The organism is Novosphingobium sp. 32-60-15 (genome assembly GCF_002280675.1).
In the GTDB taxonomy this organism is placed as follows: Bacteria; Pseudomonadota; Alphaproteobacteria; order Sphingomonadales; family Sphingomonadaceae; genus Novosphingobium.
This window is the reverse complement of record NZ_NCEN01000013.1, coordinates 80,881-97,379: the sequence shown is the minus strand read 5'-3', so window position 1 is coordinate 97,379 and position 16,499 is coordinate 80,881. Positions and strand designations below refer to the sequence as shown.

General features: G+C 59.6%; 15 protein-coding genes. 4 read left to right on the top strand and 11 right to left on the bottom strand.

Going from position 1 to position 16,499, the window contains the following annotated elements:
* The 3 genes from B7Y89_RS11350 (at position 1) to B7Y89_RS11340 (ending at position 3,008) form a co-directional block, all read left to right on the top strand.
* Complete coding sequence (locus tag B7Y89_RS11350) at positions 1-795, top strand: DUF5672 family protein (protein WP_292938611.1); 795 nt, start codon at positions 1-3, stop codon at positions 793-795.
* A complete protein-coding gene (locus B7Y89_RS11345; RefSeq protein WP_292938610.1) occupies positions 792-1,775 on the top strand; it encodes a phytanoyl-CoA dioxygenase family protein in 984 nt (327 codons plus the stop codon). The genes B7Y89_RS11350 and B7Y89_RS11345 overlap by 4 nt, the downstream gene beginning before the upstream one ends.
* A gap of 90 nt (positions 1,776-1,865) precedes the next feature.
* A complete protein-coding gene (locus tag B7Y89_RS11340) occupies positions 1,866-3,008 on the top strand; it encodes a polysaccharide biosynthesis/export family protein (protein WP_366416054.1) in 1,143 nt (380 codons plus the stop codon).
* Positions 3,009-3,046: 38 nt separating this feature from the next.
* Here B7Y89_RS11340 and B7Y89_RS11335 read toward each other — a convergent pair whose 3' ends face one another.
* The 5 genes from B7Y89_RS11335 to B7Y89_RS11315 form a co-directional block, all read right to left on the bottom strand.
* On the bottom strand, positions 3,047-3,859 hold the full coding sequence (locus B7Y89_RS11335; protein ID WP_292938609.1) for a class I mannose-6-phosphate isomerase: 813 nt from the start codon (positions 3,857-3,859) through the stop codon (positions 3,047-3,049).
* Positions 3,856-4,896 (bottom strand): sugar phosphate nucleotidyltransferase, encoded by a 1,041-nt coding sequence (locus B7Y89_RS11330; RefSeq protein ID WP_292938608.1) that lies wholly within the window; start codon positions 4,894-4,896, stop codon positions 3,856-3,858. The genes B7Y89_RS11335 and B7Y89_RS11330 overlap by 4 nt, the downstream gene beginning before the upstream one ends.
* A gap of 45 nt (positions 4,897-4,941) precedes the next feature.
* Entirely contained in the window at positions 4,942-6,273 is a 1,332-nt protein-coding gene (locus B7Y89_RS11325) for a glycoside hydrolase family 130 protein (protein WP_292938607.1), read from the bottom strand.
* The gene (locus B7Y89_RS11320; protein WP_292938606.1) at positions 6,218-8,584 is read right to left on the bottom strand and encodes a glycosyltransferase family 4 protein; all 2,367 of its coding nucleotides are present in this window, start codon (positions 8,582-8,584) and stop codon (positions 6,218-6,220) included. The genes B7Y89_RS11325 and B7Y89_RS11320 overlap by 56 nt, the downstream gene beginning before the upstream one ends.
* A 202-nt stretch (positions 8,585-8,786) precedes the next feature.
* Complete coding sequence (locus B7Y89_RS11315) at positions 8,787-9,557, bottom strand: TonB family protein (protein WP_292938605.1); 771 nt, start codon at positions 9,555-9,557, stop codon at positions 8,787-8,789.
* Between the two features lie 107 nt (positions 9,558-9,664).
* On the opposite strand from B7Y89_RS11315, the gene B7Y89_RS11310 reads away from it, so the two are divergent.
* Positions 9,665-10,054 (top strand): response regulator, encoded by a 390-nt coding sequence (locus tag B7Y89_RS11310; protein ID WP_292938604.1) that lies wholly within the window; start codon positions 9,665-9,667, stop codon positions 10,052-10,054.
* Here B7Y89_RS11310 and fdhD read toward each other — a convergent pair.
* From fdhD to B7Y89_RS11280, 6 genes are read right to left on the bottom strand one after another with little or no spacing between them, the layout of a single operon-like run.
* The gene (gene fdhD, locus B7Y89_RS11305) at positions 10,008-10,793 is read right to left on the bottom strand and encodes a formate dehydrogenase accessory sulfurtransferase FdhD (RefSeq protein ID WP_292938603.1); all 786 of its coding nucleotides are present in this window, start codon (positions 10,791-10,793) and stop codon (positions 10,008-10,010) included. The two genes, B7Y89_RS11310 and fdhD, sit on opposite strands and share 47 nt — an antisense overlap.
* Complete coding sequence (locus B7Y89_RS11300) at positions 10,783-11,049, bottom strand: formate dehydrogenase subunit delta (RefSeq protein ID WP_292938602.1); 267 nt, start codon at positions 11,047-11,049, stop codon at positions 10,783-10,785. Before B7Y89_RS11300 ends, fdhD begins: the two co-directional genes overlap by 11 nt.
* Entirely contained in the window at positions 11,046-13,898 is a 2,853-nt protein-coding gene (gene fdhF, locus B7Y89_RS11295) for a formate dehydrogenase subunit alpha (RefSeq protein ID WP_292938601.1), read from the bottom strand. The genes B7Y89_RS11300 and fdhF overlap by 4 nt, the downstream gene beginning before the upstream one ends.
* Positions 13,888-14,421, bottom strand: a complete 534-nt coding sequence (locus B7Y89_RS11290; RefSeq protein WP_292938600.1) for a molybdenum cofactor guanylyltransferase — start codon at positions 14,419-14,421, stop codon at positions 13,888-13,890. Before B7Y89_RS11290 ends, fdhF begins: the two co-directional genes overlap by 11 nt.
* Complete coding sequence (locus B7Y89_RS11285; protein ID WP_292938599.1) at positions 14,418-15,956, bottom strand: NADH-ubiquinone oxidoreductase-F iron-sulfur binding region domain-containing protein; 1,539 nt, start codon at positions 15,954-15,956, stop codon at positions 14,418-14,420. The genes B7Y89_RS11290 and B7Y89_RS11285 overlap by 4 nt, the downstream gene beginning before the upstream one ends.
* Positions 15,953-16,366 (bottom strand): NAD(P)H-dependent oxidoreductase subunit E, encoded by a 414-nt coding sequence (locus B7Y89_RS11280; protein ID WP_292938598.1) that lies wholly within the window; start codon positions 16,364-16,366, stop codon positions 15,953-15,955. Before B7Y89_RS11280 ends, B7Y89_RS11285 begins: the two co-directional genes overlap by 4 nt.
* Between the last annotated feature and the right edge of the window lie 133 nt (positions 16,367-16,499).

The window sequence follows — 16,499 nt, the reverse complement described above, 5'->3', positions numbered from 1 at the left end:
ATGCCCGCTTCACCTCCCTCTTCTCGCCTGTCCTTACCGCAAGTGACGCTGTGCGCGATCAGTTCGGTCAACATGGCCGCCACACTACAGGCTTTGGCCATAAGTATGGAAAAAGCAGACTTCGCCAAATGCTTGCTGCTGACCGATGTCGACATCGGCCCTGCACCTTTTGGCGTGGAGGTTGTCCGCATTGCGAAGATGACATCGTCTGCGGCATATTCCCAATTTCTGCTCGCGCATCTGGCTGACTACATCACAACATCCCATTGCCTGGTCGTGCAATGGGACGGCCACGTCATCAATGCAGACGGTTGGCAGCCGCACTATCTGGATTTTGATTACATCGGAGCAAGCTGGCCGCAATTCACCGATGGGCACAACGTTGGCAACGGAGGCTTTTCGTTGCGCAGCCAGCGCCTGCTGCGGTTATGCCAATCACCCAGGTTCGTACCCGCTCATCCCGAAGATTTAACAATCTGCCGCAAGAACCGTCCCTGGCTCGAAAGCCAGGGCATGCGATTTGCGCCTGATTTCATCGCGGATTGCTTCTCTGCCGAGAGAGCCGGCGACGTTCATTCCACGTTTGGTTATCACGGGGTCTGGCATATGCCCCGCGTCCTCGGCCATAACAAATTCTGGCAGATATACTGCGGGCTCGATGACCGCGGCACCGTCCGTCATGATTGGAGCCATATAGTCCGCCGGATGATGGAAGGCCCCAGTGGCTATAAGCGTGCCCTGCGCATCATGATTGACCAGCTGCGCGATGGCTTCAGAAAGGGAAAGCGATCTTGATCAACGAACTGCCCGGGATACCTCTAATCGAGTCGCCCCTTTTCCCCTCGATCAGCCCGTTTCTCGCTTTGACAGATGAAGAAGCCCGCATCGCCAACGACCTACGCGAGCGGGGCTTTGCCGTATTCGACTTTCCCGACGCCGATCTTGATAGCCGGATTGAACGGCTGCAGGCGAACCTGGGCCCGCGCTACGAAATAAATTTCGCCAATCCGGAAGCGGATAAAACGAAAAACCATCACCGCATCCAGGATGCCTGGCAGTTTGATCCCGACGTGAAAGCGATTGCTTCGAACCAGCACGTCATTGACCTGCTAAGCAAACTTTACGGGCGTCGCGCGTTCCCTTTCCAGACACTGAACTTTCCTGTCGGGACACAACAGGACGCGCATTCAGATTCGGTCCATTTCTCCAGCTTGCCAGAACGCTTCATGTGCGGCGTCTGGTTGGCGCAGGAAGATATCAGTCCCGATTCCGGGCCGCTGTTTTACTACCCCGGCTCGCACAAGTGGCCGATAATGACCAATGCCATGATTGGGCGGCGGGGCCGCGGCAGTAATTTGATATCCGCACAGGACCCCTACGCATCGGCATGGAAAGCGCTACGCGAAGCGCATGACGCAAAGCCCGAGACATTTCTGGCACGAAAGGGGCAGGCATTAATCTGGTGTGCCAATCTGCTACACGGTGGAAGCATACAAAATGACGTCCGCCTTACGCGCTGGTCACAAGTCACGCACTATTACTTTGACGATTGCATTTACTACACCCCGGCGTTTTCGGACGAGTCCATCGGAGATTTACACCTGCGCACCATTCATGCAATCAATGATGGCGCATTGCGACCGAACCAATATCTTGGGGAAGAGCTTGGTAAATCGGCAGAAAGTTCACCGGTCACGCCGCGCCCGTCCCGTGCAGATCAGCGCCGCCCCGGCCTTGCAGCCAAGCTGGCAAGACTGCTAGGGATACAGCGATAAGGCAAGAGGCCTGACCCGATCTTGAAGTGCAAACCTCACCCGCCCTCCTCCTTTAAAGTCGCTGCGGGTGAAGGTTAAGGATGTCATGATATGAATATCTCGCGAAGTTTTTCGGTTTCCGCAAAGGTCACTTTGCTTGCCGCAACCGTCATGGTTGCAGGCTGCACCGCCATCCCGTCAAGCGGCCCGACCGGAGCAGAAGTTCGCTCACAAATTTTGAAGGCCCCAAGCGATTTGGGAATCAAATTGGTGGAAGTGAAGTCTGCAGCAGATATCCCTCATATCGGACTACCCGCTGAACATTCATTCGGGACAACTTATGCGCCCCCACCTCCGACGGAACTTGTCGGAGCGGGCGACATGCTCGACATCACCATTTACGAATCCGGCATCACGCTGTTTGGGCGGGGCACCCCGTCTGTGGGCGGAACAGAAGTGGACACCTCGGCAAAGGGGGAACGGCTGCCCGAAACACGCGTCAGCGATGCTGGCACCATCAACATCCCGTTTGTCGGCGAATTGCCTGTTGCAGGGCGCACCACGAATGAAGTGGAACGGCTCATTCGCCAATCATTGCGCCGCAAATCGCAGAACCCGCAAGTCCTTGTCGCCATCCGCGAAGGCCTCACCAATTCGGTCATCATTGGCGGTGACGTGACGCGCCCGGGCCGTTTGGTGCTGCCCACAAACCGCGAAACGCTATCCGATGTCATTGCCTTGGCTGGTGGTAACCGTGGCGAGATCAAAGATATTGCAATCCGCGTCCGCAGAGGCGAGGCAAGCGGCGAGTTCCGCCTAAGCGACGTACTTGACGGCGGGGACCGGGATATTCGCATTTTCCCGGCTGACCGCATTTCGGTGGTGACCTTGCCCCGCAGCTTCTCCGTTCTGGGTGCAGCCGGTAAAGCAGAGCAGATTCCATTCCCCGCAGCCAAAGTTTCTCTCGCCGAAGCAATCGCCCTTGGCGGCGGTTCCAATCCCAACACCGGCGATCCGCGCGCTGTCTTTGTATTTCGGCAAAGCAAGGGACCGGACGGCCAGGACGTGCCAGTCGTATATCATATGAACATGATGCAGGCGCAGTCTTACCTATTGTCGCAACGCTTTGCGATGGCAGACAAAGACGTTCTGTATGTGGGCAATGCATCCGCCAACCAGCCGTCTAAGCTGGTCCAGATTGTCAGCCAGTTGTTCTTGCCGCTGCTAACCCTGCAAAATGTCGCGAATTTCTGATGCTACAAAGAGGCCAACTAACGCGGGCACATTGGCAATCAGGCTAATTTTTTGTCACGTACAACCAACGCAGTCGTGGCATCAGAAAACACAACCGCATCATTTGGCATAACCATGGCGCAGTCACCCACGTTCAGCATTGCGCCAGAAATATCGATCGACCCGGTGATTGGAATGACCAGAAATGGCTTATCACACCCGTCAGAGGCTGCTTCGTTCGGCAGTGCATTTACCTGCTCAACACTGAAGTAAGGCCCGGATGCAAGGCTTTCGAAAGCGTTCATTGCATTATGCTGCTGCCCTGCGGCACCGTACACCGCACCATTGGCGACCTTGATACCCTTATCCAGATGCAGCTCTCGCGGCCGCCCGTAATCGAACAGCCGGTACGTGATGTCACTCGTTTGTTGCACTTCGATCAGGCTGACGCCTGCGCCGATCGCGTGGACAGTCCCTGCCGGAATGTAGAAGAAGTCACCCCGTTGCACCGGGTGCCACATCATCAAATCTTCGATTGAGCCGTCCAGCGCCGCCTTGCGCATTGCCTCGGCATCAAGCGGGTGCTTGAAGCCAATGCCCAACGTTGCGCCGGGTTCGGCGGCAATTACCAGCCAACATTCTTCCTTGCCGCCGTCCGTTTCGCCAAGTGCGATTGCCTGTGCGTCACTGGGGTGCACTTGCACTGACAGCTTTTCGCTGGTGAAGATGTACTTGACGAGAATGTTCGGCATTTCAGGCGGTGGTTCAAACCAGACCTCGCCGATGCGTTGGCCTTTGGGCGCAACGAACGGCGCGGGCAGTTCATCAACGCCCCAAGGCTTTTCGACCAGCCGTTTGGTCAGCAAGGTCACTGGTTGGCCGCTCCGCTTAGCTTGCCTACAGATTGCGCACCTTCCGGCGTGCAGACCAGAACCTCGTCGCCATCCACCACGATGATCAAGTCCGACGCGCCCACGACTGACACACGCGGGCCATCGCTCATCACCAGAACGTTCGAACAATCGGCGAGTTCAGCGCGCCCGAACGTGGCGTTTCCGGCAATGTCCAATTCTTGCGCTTCGTACAAAGCTTGCCAATTGCCGATGTCTGACCACGCCATCGTTGCCGGTACCATGGCTGCGCGATTGGTGTTTTCCATGACCGCATAATCAACCGATTGGCTTGGCACTTGAGCAAAGGCATCTGCGTCGGGATAGAACCGCATCCCGTCGGTTACCCCTGTGTCAACCGAAGCGCGCACGGCCTCCAGAATATCGGGCCGATACCTGCCCAGCTCTTCCAGAAACGTGCCAACCCCGAACGCGAAGATCCCGCCGTTCCATGCATATTCCCCGCTGGAGAGAAACTCCATGGCGCGGGCAAGGTCCGGCTTTTCGACAAACCGCTCAACCTTGCGGCCAGCTGTGCCTGCGATCAGTTCACCTTGCTTCAGATAACCGAAACCCGTTTCCGGTGACGTCGGCGAAATGCCGAAAGACACCAGCCACCCGTCTTTTGCCAGCTTTGCCGCAGCCCGTGCCGCATTGCGGAAAGCAGCCGTATCGCCAATGTGATGGTCGCTCGGGCAAACCAGCATAATGGCGTCTTCCGGCAGGACCAGCGCCGCAAGAGCGATGGCTGCAGCCGTGTTGCGGCCCTGAGGCTCAACCAGGATGCGGGTCTTGTCGCGATGGGGCAGCTGCTCCTCAACGTGGTCAAGGTGCGCCGTGCCGGTAACGATAACCGGATCAGCAAAGCCTTGCTGCCCTTCGCAACGCAGAACCGTGGCAGTGAACAGGGTTGTATTACCGACCAGCGGCAAGAATGGCTTGGGCTTTGACTTCCTTGAACGCGGCCAAAGCCGGGTGCCACTTCCACCGCAAAGGATAACAGGAATAATATCGTTCATATTCCGCCTTGATCGAAATTGCACTCTTCACGTTTAACCCGGCTTCTAGGGCGTTTCCTGCATCATTGCCAGAAGATCGGCGACCGATGTTGACGCAAAACCCACGGCGCTATCGGAAATTCCATAGGGAATAAGCAGTTGCGCGCCGACCAAAAGCGCCCCGCATGTGTAAACCACGTTGGGAACATAGCCGAACCTGTCAGCATCAATTGCCGTCAGGATCGGCTTGGCAGAACGGGCAATGACTTTTGACGGATCATCGCGGTCCAACAGCGCGCAGCCCAACGCATATTTGCGCATCGCGCCAACGCCGTGGGTGAACAGCAACCAGCCATGCTCGGTCAGGATGGGGCTGCCACAATTGCCGATCTGGACGAATTCCCAGGGGAATTTCGGCTCCATCAACAGCACTCCGTCATCGTCCCAGCAGTCCATCCGGTCGGATCGCAACAGGAACAGGTTCTTGCCGTCTTGCCGGCCGACCATGCAATATTGCCCGTCAACCTTTTGCGGAAACAGGGCCATGCCTTTGTTTCTGCCCGCTTTGCCCTCAATCGGTTCAAGCACGAATTTGCGGAAATCACAGGTGCGCAGCAATTCCGAACGGATCGACGCGCCTGAATAGGCGGTATAAGTCCCCAACCATTCGTAATCACCGCCGCCGTGATCGAACCGCACCATCCGCAAATCCTCCAGGCCACCACGCTGCTGCTCGGTAATCGGGAAAATCACACTGTTGGAAAGGCTGCTTTCGGCGTGACGATGCACACCAACCGCACCATCGGAACGCAATGCGGCAAGACTGTCATCGGCTTGCATGGCGGTGGCAAAATGGCTTTGCGGCCACAATTCAAACGTCCCATCCGGCAGGGCAATGCCCTCGCGGAAGACGATTGAACTGATGTGTCCTTCCCCCACGGCGCGCAGGCTCATGATAAAACGTACCGCGCCATCGCCCATGCCCGACTGATCAGGATGGGGCACGATGCTCGGGTTCATCAAAGCCGCTGCAGCATACGTATATTCGTGGCAAAAATAGGCCCCGATCAGCCGCTTGCGCAAGTCCGAATAAGCCGTTGGATCAAGACCAAGCATAGTCTCGATCTCGGCGTACCGTTCGTGAAACAATTGCTCGGTTTGCCAATGACGCTCTTCAAAATCGTGCAGAACGCGCGTATATTCCGCCGCTGCAACGTCCTCGCTTAGCGATGCTACATCCGAGACAAGCTTTTCGGCACGCGCGCTTTTCCCGCCCGGCCCTTGCCAGCCAAGATGGAACGGTCTGAGCACAACCCGCGATGGATCGGCATGAAGTCTTTGTTCAAGTACCCGCAAGCTGTTGCGTACCTTTATAGTTGATCCGTTCTTGTCTGACATCGGCTGGCACATTGGTCGCCACGGTCTTGCCGGTGCCTGAACGATTGGCCAATCTGCACATAGCATAATGTGCAAGCTGGAACGCCAGTATTGATTCCGCACCACAATTCAGGTTCACACCCTGTGGCGTCACGCCGTCGCGGCAGCGCCCGGTCGCAATATCGGCCAGCACTTCGCCGCGATCGTTGCCGCCCAAAAACCAGCGATAGGCCGTCTCGGCATGGCGCAGCCAGCCAATATCGCCCGTGGCACAATAGGCCGCGGCCGCCGCATCAATCGCCGCCCATGCTTCTACCGGTTGCTGGTCAAACGGCAGGCTTTCATAAAACTGGCCAAATGTTTCAGACCCCACCGGACGGAAGTGCCCTTGGGCCGAAACTTGTTGCCGCGCGATGAAACGCAGGCTCAACAGCCCGCTTTCCAGCCAATCGTCACGGCCCAGCATGGACCCGGCCTCGATCAGTGCTTGCGGAAGGCGCGGGTTGTCATAGCCCAGAACAGCTTCAAACCACGCCCAATCCGGCCTGCGCGAAGCCGCCAACAGGCCTTCCAGCAACGCAGCGCCTTGGGCAAGTGCAACCCGCGCCGCTTCATGCCCGGGATTGACCCGCAAAGCCTCGACACAGCCAAGCATCATGAACGCGACAGTACGCGGTGATCCCATGGCCGCCACCGGGGCCAATGCAACGTCGAACCATTGCGCTGCCCACACCTGCAAGCCTTCATCAGGGGCGTGTCCCATCGCGTGGCCCAACGCCCACAGCGTGCGGCCATTGCTATCATCGGACCCCACGTCTTCACACCATGTCCGGTTAAAGCTCATGAAGTTTCTGAATGCGGCACAATCCGGGTTCCAGCCATGCTGGATGAATGAGGCGTAAACCGTTGCCCACCGCTGGCGCTCGACCAGCGGGACACCATCGGCAACGCCCATCAACATAAGCGCGCGCACGTTATCATCGATGCAGTACCCGTGGCGGCGGTCCGGCACCGTCAGGATCGAATGCTGGAAAATGCCGGTGCTATCGCTCATCGCCACAACCCCTGAAAACCCTGGCGTTGCCAGCAAAGGTATGGCCCGAACCGGCTGCACCACTACACTTTCCACCAGCGCACGTGCGGCGCCGGCAAAGCATGGCCAGATCGTCTCACGCCCTTTGTCCCAAGCACGGCGCTGCACCGCCTGAAGTTCGGCAGGATCGTCCAGCAACCGGTTGACCGCGTCGGCAATAACTTCTGGATGCCGGGGCTCCACCAGCACGCCCACCCCATCGGCAAGCAGTTCACGGGCGTGGACATAAGGCGTTGAAACAACAGCCTTGCCCAGCGCCACAGCATAGCTGAGCGTGCCCGAAGTGGACTGCTGCATATTGGGATAGGGCGTCAAATAGATATCGCAGGCTTCAAGCTGGTCGAGCAGCTCTTCGTTATCAAGAAAGCGATTGTCCCACTGCACATTGCTGCCAACGCCCAGCCTGTCTGCAAGTTCCATCAACCCTTCGCGATAGCCCTCACCTTCGTTCGAAACGTGGTTTGGATGCGTGGCCCCAACAATTCGATATATCACATTCGGGTGGTTTTCGACGATGGCAGGCAAAGCCTCGATAACTGTTTCAAGACCTTTGCCCGGTCCCAGCAAACCAAACGTCATCATTACACGCTTGCCGGTCAGACCAAGTTTGGCCTTGTGCTCCTCCTCGCGGCCGAACGGGCGGTCAGGCGCGCCATGGGGGATCACTGCAATCCGCCCTGCATCAACGTCATAGTGATCGCGCAACAACTGCATCGAATGCGCAGACATCACCATCACGCGCGATGCACGGCGCAACAAGTGCTCCAGAACCTTGCGCTGTTTCGCCGATGGATTGGCCAGAACCGTGTGCAGCGTCACAATCAATGGCGCGGCCAGCCGGTCCACCAGATCAAGCACCATATCGCCCGCCTCACCGCCGAATATGCCATATTCGTGTTGAAGCCAGACCGCATCAACCGCATCTTCATTGATGCGCCGCGCGGCGTTGCGGTAATCCTCAAGCTGGTTTGACCGGATCGTTCCACGCACGCCATCGTAGGCCAAAGGCGCGCGATGATCGTCGATCACATGCAGGTCGACCATCACATCGTCGTGATGCACACCAAGCTGTTCATAAATGTCGGTCGTGAACGTGGCGATACCGCACATCCGCGGTCGAAACCCGCCGATCAGGGCGATGCGGTGGCGCGACTGCGCATCTGCTGGGCGCAGGATTGACAACACCGCGCTGGCATTTGCAGCTGCGGCAGGTCTGTTTCGATTGGTGCTGACCGTCATGGCGAGGTGCTCTTCCAATACTGCGGGAGGCGCGCGGGGTTGCAGCGTCTCTACCGTCAGTGAGTGAACGCACCGCAGGCGATACGGTTGCACCGCAACGCAGCAATATGATAGCAATATTTCATCCACTCGTCGCAAAGTGTCGGCGCTTCATCGCCTTAGGCCACATTTTGCCTTTCACAGCAGTTGTGCGCCGCAACAATCAAGGGGCAAACCAGCGTTGCTCCCAGCCATATGTCGATGCCACCGGATTGCCGTCATTGTCTGTCGCGGCCCGGAACCGGAACCGCTCTGTCGCCAGCTTGCACGTCACCGCATCTGCCTCGGGTACGCCGCTCGCCCGCCAGATCTTGCAGCCCGTCACCCTCCCGTCGGCCCCAACGCTCAACAAGATAACCACCCGCTTGCCGATGCGTTGTTGCTGGCTGCTTTGGGGATAATCGCGAGTAGAGCGGATATCGCCCGCGATCTTCTCGGCCTTGCGCGCCAGTCCGCCGCCAGAACCGTTGCCACTGGCTCCGCTGCCGGTCCCCACGCCTTCGCCGCCGCCGGTCCCTTGGCCTTGCGCTGCGGCACCTGACAGGACATCGTTCCCGCTCGACGCTACCGGCGGCGCAGGCACTTTGCGGGCGGGTACTTTGGCCTTGGCAATCGTGGCCTTGGCAATTGCCTTGCGCCCCTCTTCTGCCGATGCGCCTGCCGGTTCGGGCGTTGTTGGCGTCGGCGTCGGTTTTGGCTGCTCCAGCGGCACATCGAATGTGCTGGTTGTAAAGGCGTCCTCAACCAGCGGAGTCAGCGCAGGAACGCCGCCAAAACCATGGATCACGCCCCACAACACGGCCACATGAAGAACAACCGCCAGCGCCGTTGCCCAACTGCGTTCGCCATTGCTGGCCGATGCCTGGTCAGAATAGCGTGTCGGCTCTGGTGTATCGCCCGTCGCCATGGCCTCATCATCCTCCCCGGCAATCATCGCGCCCTCGCCACAATTGCTGTATCTGCATAATCGTGGCAAGGCGAAAGCCCGCCTCAGGTTCAGCGCCCCAATTTTTGGCAATCTTGGATATTAAAGGATCATCGATGCGTGTCCTGATAGTCGAAGATGAGCCGCTTCTTGCCATGCTTCTGGAAGAAAGCATTGCTGATCTGGGGCACGAACCTGTCGGCGCTGCTGCAACTGTCGCCCAGGCGCTTGCCTTGCTCGACGAAGGCCCGGTCGATTGCGCCTTGCTCGATTATTCGCTCGGCGGAGAGAACACATCGATACCGGTGGCTGAACGGTTGGTTCGTGATCGTGTGCCTTTCACATATCTGAGCGGCCACGCCGCGCTGGATAAACGCTCCGGTGCCCCTGATGGCCCACTGCTAAACAAACCCGCGTCGATGGATGGAATCGCCCGCGCGCTGGACGCGATGGCAGTGCTCAGGCTTCCAGCAAACTGTCCCGCCGTGCCAAGCTCACCAGCCTGAGGCCATGCGCCCGAGCCTGATCGATTGCGAGGGTTGATGCGGCGGAGATCGTCACCAGCAGCGGCACTTGGGCAATTACCGCCTTTTGCACCAGTTCAAAACTGCACCGCGCGGTCAGCACGATGAAATGCCCGGCAACGCTCAAGCCCGCCCGCGCCGCTGCACCCAGCAACTTGTCCAGCGCATTGTGCCGTCCCACATCCTCGCGCACCAGCAGGATCGTGCCATCTGCCGCACATAATGCCGCCGCATGGGCCGCCCGCGTGGCCCTGCCCAGCACTTGCCCGTCACTCAGCGCTTCTGCTGCACGAAACATCGCTGCCGGTTCCACCTCAAGCCGCGATGTCACTGGTGCCAGCGGGCGCATCACCTGTTCAAGGCTTTCAATCCCGCACAGCCCGCAACTGCCCTCAGACAGACGCAACCGTGCGCGTTCCAGCAATGGCCCCGCACCTGATGCCGCCAATTGCACCCGCAGCATCCAACCGCCTGCATCAACCGCAAAGGCATCGGCGCTAACAAACTCGTCCGGCGATGCAATCAACTGTTCCGACAGGCAAAAACCCAGTGCATAATCTTCAAGTTCGGTCGGCGTTGCCATCATCACGGCATAGCCAACACCATTGATCTCGATCGCAACCGGCGCTTCTTCAATCAGCAGGCGGTCCACGTCACGCGAAGCCGCGCCGTCAGCAAAATGTTCACGCAGACAGAACGGCTGCGCGCCTTCAACCGGCATCGGAGCCGTGGACCTGCGGATCGGTTGCCCGGTTTTGCGGCGGCGGAATGCGCCCCTCAACTATTCGCCGGATGGCCCCGGCCGCAATGGGATCGAGCGCGCTTTGTCCCTCGGCGATCAGCATGTCGATCATCACCGGCGTCCAGAACGCCACGATATGATCGGCAACCGATGCCACTGGCGCTTCATCCAGCGCCATGTTCCGTGCGATCTGGTTGGCCATATAAGCCAGCTTTTCCGCCGTCTGCCCGCTCATTCAGCAGGCTCCATCGCCGAACCCTGAATACGGCGCGACAGTGCGGCCTGCGCCTCGTAATCTTCCTGCCAGTCACTCGGCCCGTTCGATGGCGTGATCTGCACCGCCGTAACCTTGTATTCCGGGCAGTTAGTGGCCCAGTCGGAATAATCGGTCGTCACCACATTGGCCTGCGTCGCTGGGTGATGGAACGTGGTGTAAACCACGCCCGGCGCCACGCGGTCGGTCACTTGCGCCCGCAGCGTCGTCTCGCCCGAGCGGCTGGCAAGGCGCACCCAATCGCCAGACTTCACCCCGCGATTTTCCGCATCAGTCGGGTGGATTTCCAGCAAATCTTCCTCATGCCAAACGCTGTTGGCCGTGCGCCGGGTCTGTGCGCCGACGTTATATTGGCTCAGGATGCGCCCTGTGGTCAGCAGCAGCGGGAAGCGCGGGCCGGTCCGCTCGTCGGTCGGCACGTAATCTGTCACCACAAACTTGCCACGCCCACGCACGAAGCCGTCCATGTGCATGATCGGCGAACCGTCCGGCGCGGCATCGTTGACCGGCCATTGCAGCGACCCTTCGGCATCCAGCCGCTTGTAATTCACGCCTGCAAACGTCGGCGTCAGCCTCGCGATTTCGTCCATGATTTCGGATGGATGCGTATAATTCCAGTCAAGACCGATGGCGCGGGCCAGTTCCTGCGTAACCTGCCAGTCCTCATAGCCGTTGAGCGGCTCCATCACCTTGCGCACCGGCTGAATGCGGCGTTCGGCATTGGTGAAGGTGCCATTCTTCTCAAGGAAGGTTGATCCCGGAAGAAACACATGCGCGTAATTCGCTGTTTCGTTCAAAAACAGATCATGCACGATCACGCATTCCATCGCGGCAAGGCCTGCTGCGACGTGCTTGGTATCTGGATCGGACTGGAGAATATCCTCGCCCTGAATGTAGATCGCCTTGAACGTGCCGTCGGTTGCGGCATCCAACATGTTGGGAATCCGCAAGCCGGGTTCGGGGTCGATTGCCACGCCCCATTCCGCTTCAAACAGCGCGCGGGTGGCGGCATCCGACACATGGCGATAGCCCGAAAGCTCGTGCGGGAAGCTGCCCATATCGCAGGCGCCCTGCACATTGTTCTGCCCGCGCAAAGGGTTAACGCCCACACCGCGCCTGCCGATGTTGCCGGTCGCCATCGCAAGGTTGGCAATTGCCATCACGGTCGAACTGCCTTGGCTATGCTCGGTCACGCCAAGGCCATAGTAGATCGCGCCATTGCCGCCCGTGGCATAAAGCCGCGCCGCGCCGCGAATGGTCTCGGCATCAACGCCGGTTACGGGGCTAAGGAATTCAGGGCTGTTGCGCTCTGCCGAAACAAATTCGGCCCAGTGCTGGTATTCATCCCAATCGCAGCGTTCGCGGATGAACGCCTCGTCGGCCAAGCTCTCGGTCACGATCACGTGGGCCAGTGCGGTCAAGACCGCGACATTCGTGCCCGGACGCAACGGCAGGTGGTAATCTGCCGCGATGTGGGGGCTGCGCACCAGATCGGTGCGGCGCGGATCGATCACGATCAGCTTTGCGCCTTGGCGAAGGCGGCGCTTCATCCGGCTGGCAAAAACAGGGTGGCCGTCGGTAGGGTTCGCGCCGATTACCAGAATAACGTCGGAATCTTCAACGCTATCAAAGTCCTGCGTTCCGGCAGACGTGCCGAACGTGGTCTTCAACCCATAGCCGGTGGGCGAATGGCACACCCGCGCACAGGTATCGACATTGTTTGTACCAAAGCCTGCACGGATCAGCTTTTGGACAAGAAATGTCTCTTCATTGGTGCAGCGGCTCGACGTAATCCCGCCCAGCGCATTGCGGCCGTATGTGTCGCGGATGCGGTTGATCTGGCTGGCGGTATACGTCAGCGCCTCTTCCCAGCTCACTTCGCGCCAGGGCTGGTCAATGCTCTCGCGGATCATCGGCGAAAGGATGCGCTCCTGATGCTGGGCATAGCCCCATGCGAAGCGGCCCTTGACGCAGGAATGCCCGCGATTGGCCTTGCCATCCTTCCACGGCACCATGCGCACCAGCTGTTCGCCGCGCATTTCCGCACGGAAAGTGCAGCCCACCCCGCAATAGGCGCAAGTGGTGACAACCGCGCGTTCGGGCTTGCCGATTTCCTTGACCGCCTTTTCCTGCAAAGTGGCGGTCGGGCAGGCCTGCACGCAGGCCCCGCACGATACGCATTCGGACGAGAAGAAGCTGTCCGTGGCAACGCCTGCCGAAACTTTCGATCCGAACCCGCGCCCTTCGATGGTCAGCGCAAAAGTGCCCTGCACTTCATCGCAAGCGCGCACGCAGCGCGAACAGACGATGCACTTGGAGGGATCAAAATCGAAATAGGGGTTGGACGTGTCGGTGGGCTGGGCGAGGTGGTTCTCCCCCTCATAACCAAAGCGCACATCGCGCAGGCCCACGGCAGCGGCCTGATCCTGCAATTCGCAATCGTTGTTGGCGCTGCACGTCAGGCAATCAAGCGGATGATCCGAGATGTAGAGTTCCATCACGCCCTTGCGCAGTTTTTGCAAACGCGGGCTCTGGGTGTGGACTTTCATGCCCTGTGCAACCGGCGTGGTGCACGATGCCGGCGTGCCGCGCATGCCATCGATTTCCACCAGACACAGGCGGCAAGACCCGAACTGCTTGAGGTTATCGGTCGCGCAGAGCTTGGGGATCGACCCGCCGGTAAGTGCGGCGGCGCGCATGACCGTGGTTCCGGCAGGCACGCTCACTTCGCGGCCATCGATAAAACAGGTTACCTCCTGATCCGACCGGACCTCAGGTGTGCCAAAATCTGCTTGACGTTCATAGCCCATGGGATCGCTCCTCGGCGGCCAACAAGTCCGCCGGTGTATTGATATTAGCAGGTTTATTGTCGAAACGCACCGCCCGCGCGCCGATGCTCTGCGCAAACGCGATCATCGAATGGCGGCCTTCGCTGGTCAGGATAGCATCGACCGCTGCCGAAGCACTGACCGGCCAGAGACCGATCACGGGCTGATCCGCGCAATAGGCGGGCGCGGCCCCAAGCTGGACCAGCATATCACCGCCCAGCCCCACGCTGTCCACCGCGCAAGTCAGCACTTCTGCATATCCGGCATCGCGCGCATGGTGCAGCGCCGCCGCAATACCGCCCAGCGGCCCCATTCCGGCGCGCGGCCAATCGGGCAGGGTTGCTACAGGCGCATCGTCGCGCCCCACCACCACAACCGCATCACAATGGCCCGCCAGCGCATCAACTGCGCGGTCCAGCAAAGTTCGACCGCCCAACTCCGCCAGCGCCTTGTCACTGCCAAAGCGGGTGGATAGGCCACCGGCAAGGACCGCGCCAAGGATCACTCCGCCGCTTCCCGATCAGCAGGTGCCGCAAAATCCTCGGGCCAATGGCGCAGCGCCGAAAGCACCGGATAGGGCGTGAACCCGCCCAGCGCGCAAAGCGAGCCGAACTTCATCGTCTCGCACAAGTCTTCCAGCAGCGTGATTTCATCGCCCAATGACCGTTCGGCTTTGCGCGCATTGTGCATCTGCGGCAGCGCCTCAACCTTGTCTGCTACCCTGCCAGAACGCGCGCGGATGCGATCAATCAATTCCACCCCGCGTGTCGATCCGATGCGGCAGGGCGTGCATTTGCCGCATGATTCCTCCGCGCAGAAATTCATCGCAAAGCGCGCTTGCGAACTCATGTCGGCGGTATCATCGAACACCGTGATGCCTGCGTGACCGATCAAGCCGTCATTGGCGGCAAAGGCTTCGTAATCGAACGGCAGGTGGAATTCGGCAGGCGGATGATAGGCCCCCAGCGGCCCGCCCACTTGCACCGCGCGCACCGGACGGCCTGAAGCCGTGCCCCCGCCCACGGTCATCACCAATTCGCCCAAGGTTACGCCAAAACCGACCTCGAAAAGCCCGCCGTGCTTCACATTGCCCGCAATCTGGATCGGCATCGTGCCCTTGGACCGGCCAAATCCGACCGCCGCATAGGCCGCCGCGCCATTGGCCATGATCCACGGCACCGCCGCCAGCGTCAGCACATTGTTGACCACGGTGGGTTTGCCGAAAAGGCCTTCCAACGCAGGCAGCGGCGGCTTGGCACGCACTTCGCCGCGCTTGCCCTCAAGGCTGTTCAGCAGCGATGTTTCCTCGCCACAAACATAAGCGCCCGCACCAACGCGCACTTCCAGCACGAACGGAGCCACCAGATGCGCCGATGCCCGCGCCGCCGCTTCCATCTTGGCAATCGCGTGCGGATATTCGCTGCGGATATAGACGTATCCCTTGCTTGCGCCCACGGCGAGCGCCGCAATCGCCATGCCCTCGATCAGCATGAAGGGGTCGCCCTCCATCACCATGCGGTCGGCAAACGTAGCGCTATCACCTTCATCGGCATTGCAGACCACGTACTTCTGATCGGCTGCGGCGCCCGCAACCGTGTTCCATTTGATTCCCGCCGGGAACCCTGCCCCGCCGCGCCCGCGCAGGCCGGATTCGGTCACTTGCGCGATGGTGGCCGCACCGCCAATTTCCCGCGCCTTGGCCAGACCTTGCCAGCCGCCATGCGCCGCGTAATCCTCAAGGCTCAAAGGCCGCGTCTTGCCCGCGCGCGCAAACGTGAAACGCTGCTGCCTGGCCATAAACGGATGGTCCTCAATCGCGCCAATCGCCTTGGCGCTTGTGCCTGAAAGCACCGCTACCACATCGCCCGCCTCAAGCGGCCCGAAGCCCTTTCCATCAATCTCGGCCAACGGTTCAAGCCAGTGCATGCCCCATGATGACACCCGTTCAACCGTGCAGCCTGCCGCCGCAAACGCAGCAGCCACATCATCCGCGCCGCAAGCCAGCGCCAGCGCATCGTCGCTGATCCGAACGACCTTCATGCCAGCGCCTCCACCAGCGCGCCCAGTTTGGCGGCATCAAGCCGGGCATGAACCTTGTCACCCACCATCGCGTTTGGCCCCACACTGCACAGACCAAGGCAGTAGATCGCCTCCACCTTCACACGCGGATTGTCCGCTAGACGCGCCGCCAGCGCCTCAACCCCGCGCGCCTGACACGCCTCGGCACGGCACAGCTTCAGCACCGCGCGCGCTTCGGGCGCTTCGTGGAAATCATGATAAAAGCTGACCACCCCATGCACATCGGCACGGCTAAGATTCAGCGCCGCCGCAATCGCGCGGATCGCCTCTTCCGAAACATGTCCGAATTCTGCCTGCACATCATGCAGAATGGGCAACAACGGCCCTTCCCGCCCAACGTGGGACGCAATGATCTGATTCAACCTCTCCATGCGCGGCAGAATACCTTTATGTTATTTTGTATGCAACACATACAATCGTGCAGCAACTTTGCACTGTGAAAAATGCATCGCCGCATCTTTTGGCTTAAACACCAGAATTAGACCACACCCGATCCTGCAACAT

Coding starts and splice junctions, on each gene's coding strand:
- B7Y89_RS11315 (WP_292938605.1), bottom strand. CDS start 9,557: ATGATTGCCGGGGAGGATGATGAGGCCATGGCGACGGGCGATACACCA.
- B7Y89_RS11280 (WP_292938598.1), bottom strand. CDS start 16,366: ATGGAGAGGTTGAATCAGATCATTGCGTCCCACGTTGGGCGGGAAGGG.
- B7Y89_RS11285 (WP_292938599.1), bottom strand. CDS start 15,956: ATGAAGGTCGTTCGGATCAGCGACGATGCGCTGGCGCTGGCTTGCGGC.
- B7Y89_RS11320 (WP_292938606.1), bottom strand. CDS start 8,584: ATGACGGTCAGCACCAATCGAAACAGACCTGCCGCAGCTGCAAATGCC.
- B7Y89_RS11300 (WP_292938602.1), bottom strand. CDS start 11,049: ATGAGCGGGCAGACGGCGGAAAAGCTGGCTTATATGGCCAACCAGATC.
- B7Y89_RS11350 (WP_292938611.1), top strand. CDS start 1: ATGCCCGCTTCACCTCCCTCTTCTCGCCTGTCCTTACCGCAAGTGACG.
- fdhF (WP_292938601.1), bottom strand. CDS start 13,898: ATGGGCTATGAACGTCAAGCAGATTTTGGCACACCTGAGGTCCGGTCG.
- B7Y89_RS11340 (WP_366416054.1), top strand. CDS start 1,866: ATGAATATCTCGCGAAGTTTTTCGGTTTCCGCAAAGGTCACTTTGCTT.
- B7Y89_RS11325 (WP_292938607.1), bottom strand. CDS start 6,273: ATGTCAGACAAGAACGGATCAACTATAAAGGTACGCAACAGCTTGCGG.
- B7Y89_RS11310 (WP_292938604.1), top strand. CDS start 9,665: ATGCGTGTCCTGATAGTCGAAGATGAGCCGCTTCTTGCCATGCTTCTG.
- B7Y89_RS11330 (WP_292938608.1), bottom strand. CDS start 4,896: ATGAACGATATTATTCCTGTTATCCTTTGCGGTGGAAGTGGCACCCGG.
- fdhD (WP_292938603.1), bottom strand. CDS start 10,793: ATGCCGGTTGAAGGCGCGCAGCCGTTCTGTCTGCGTGAACATTTTGCT.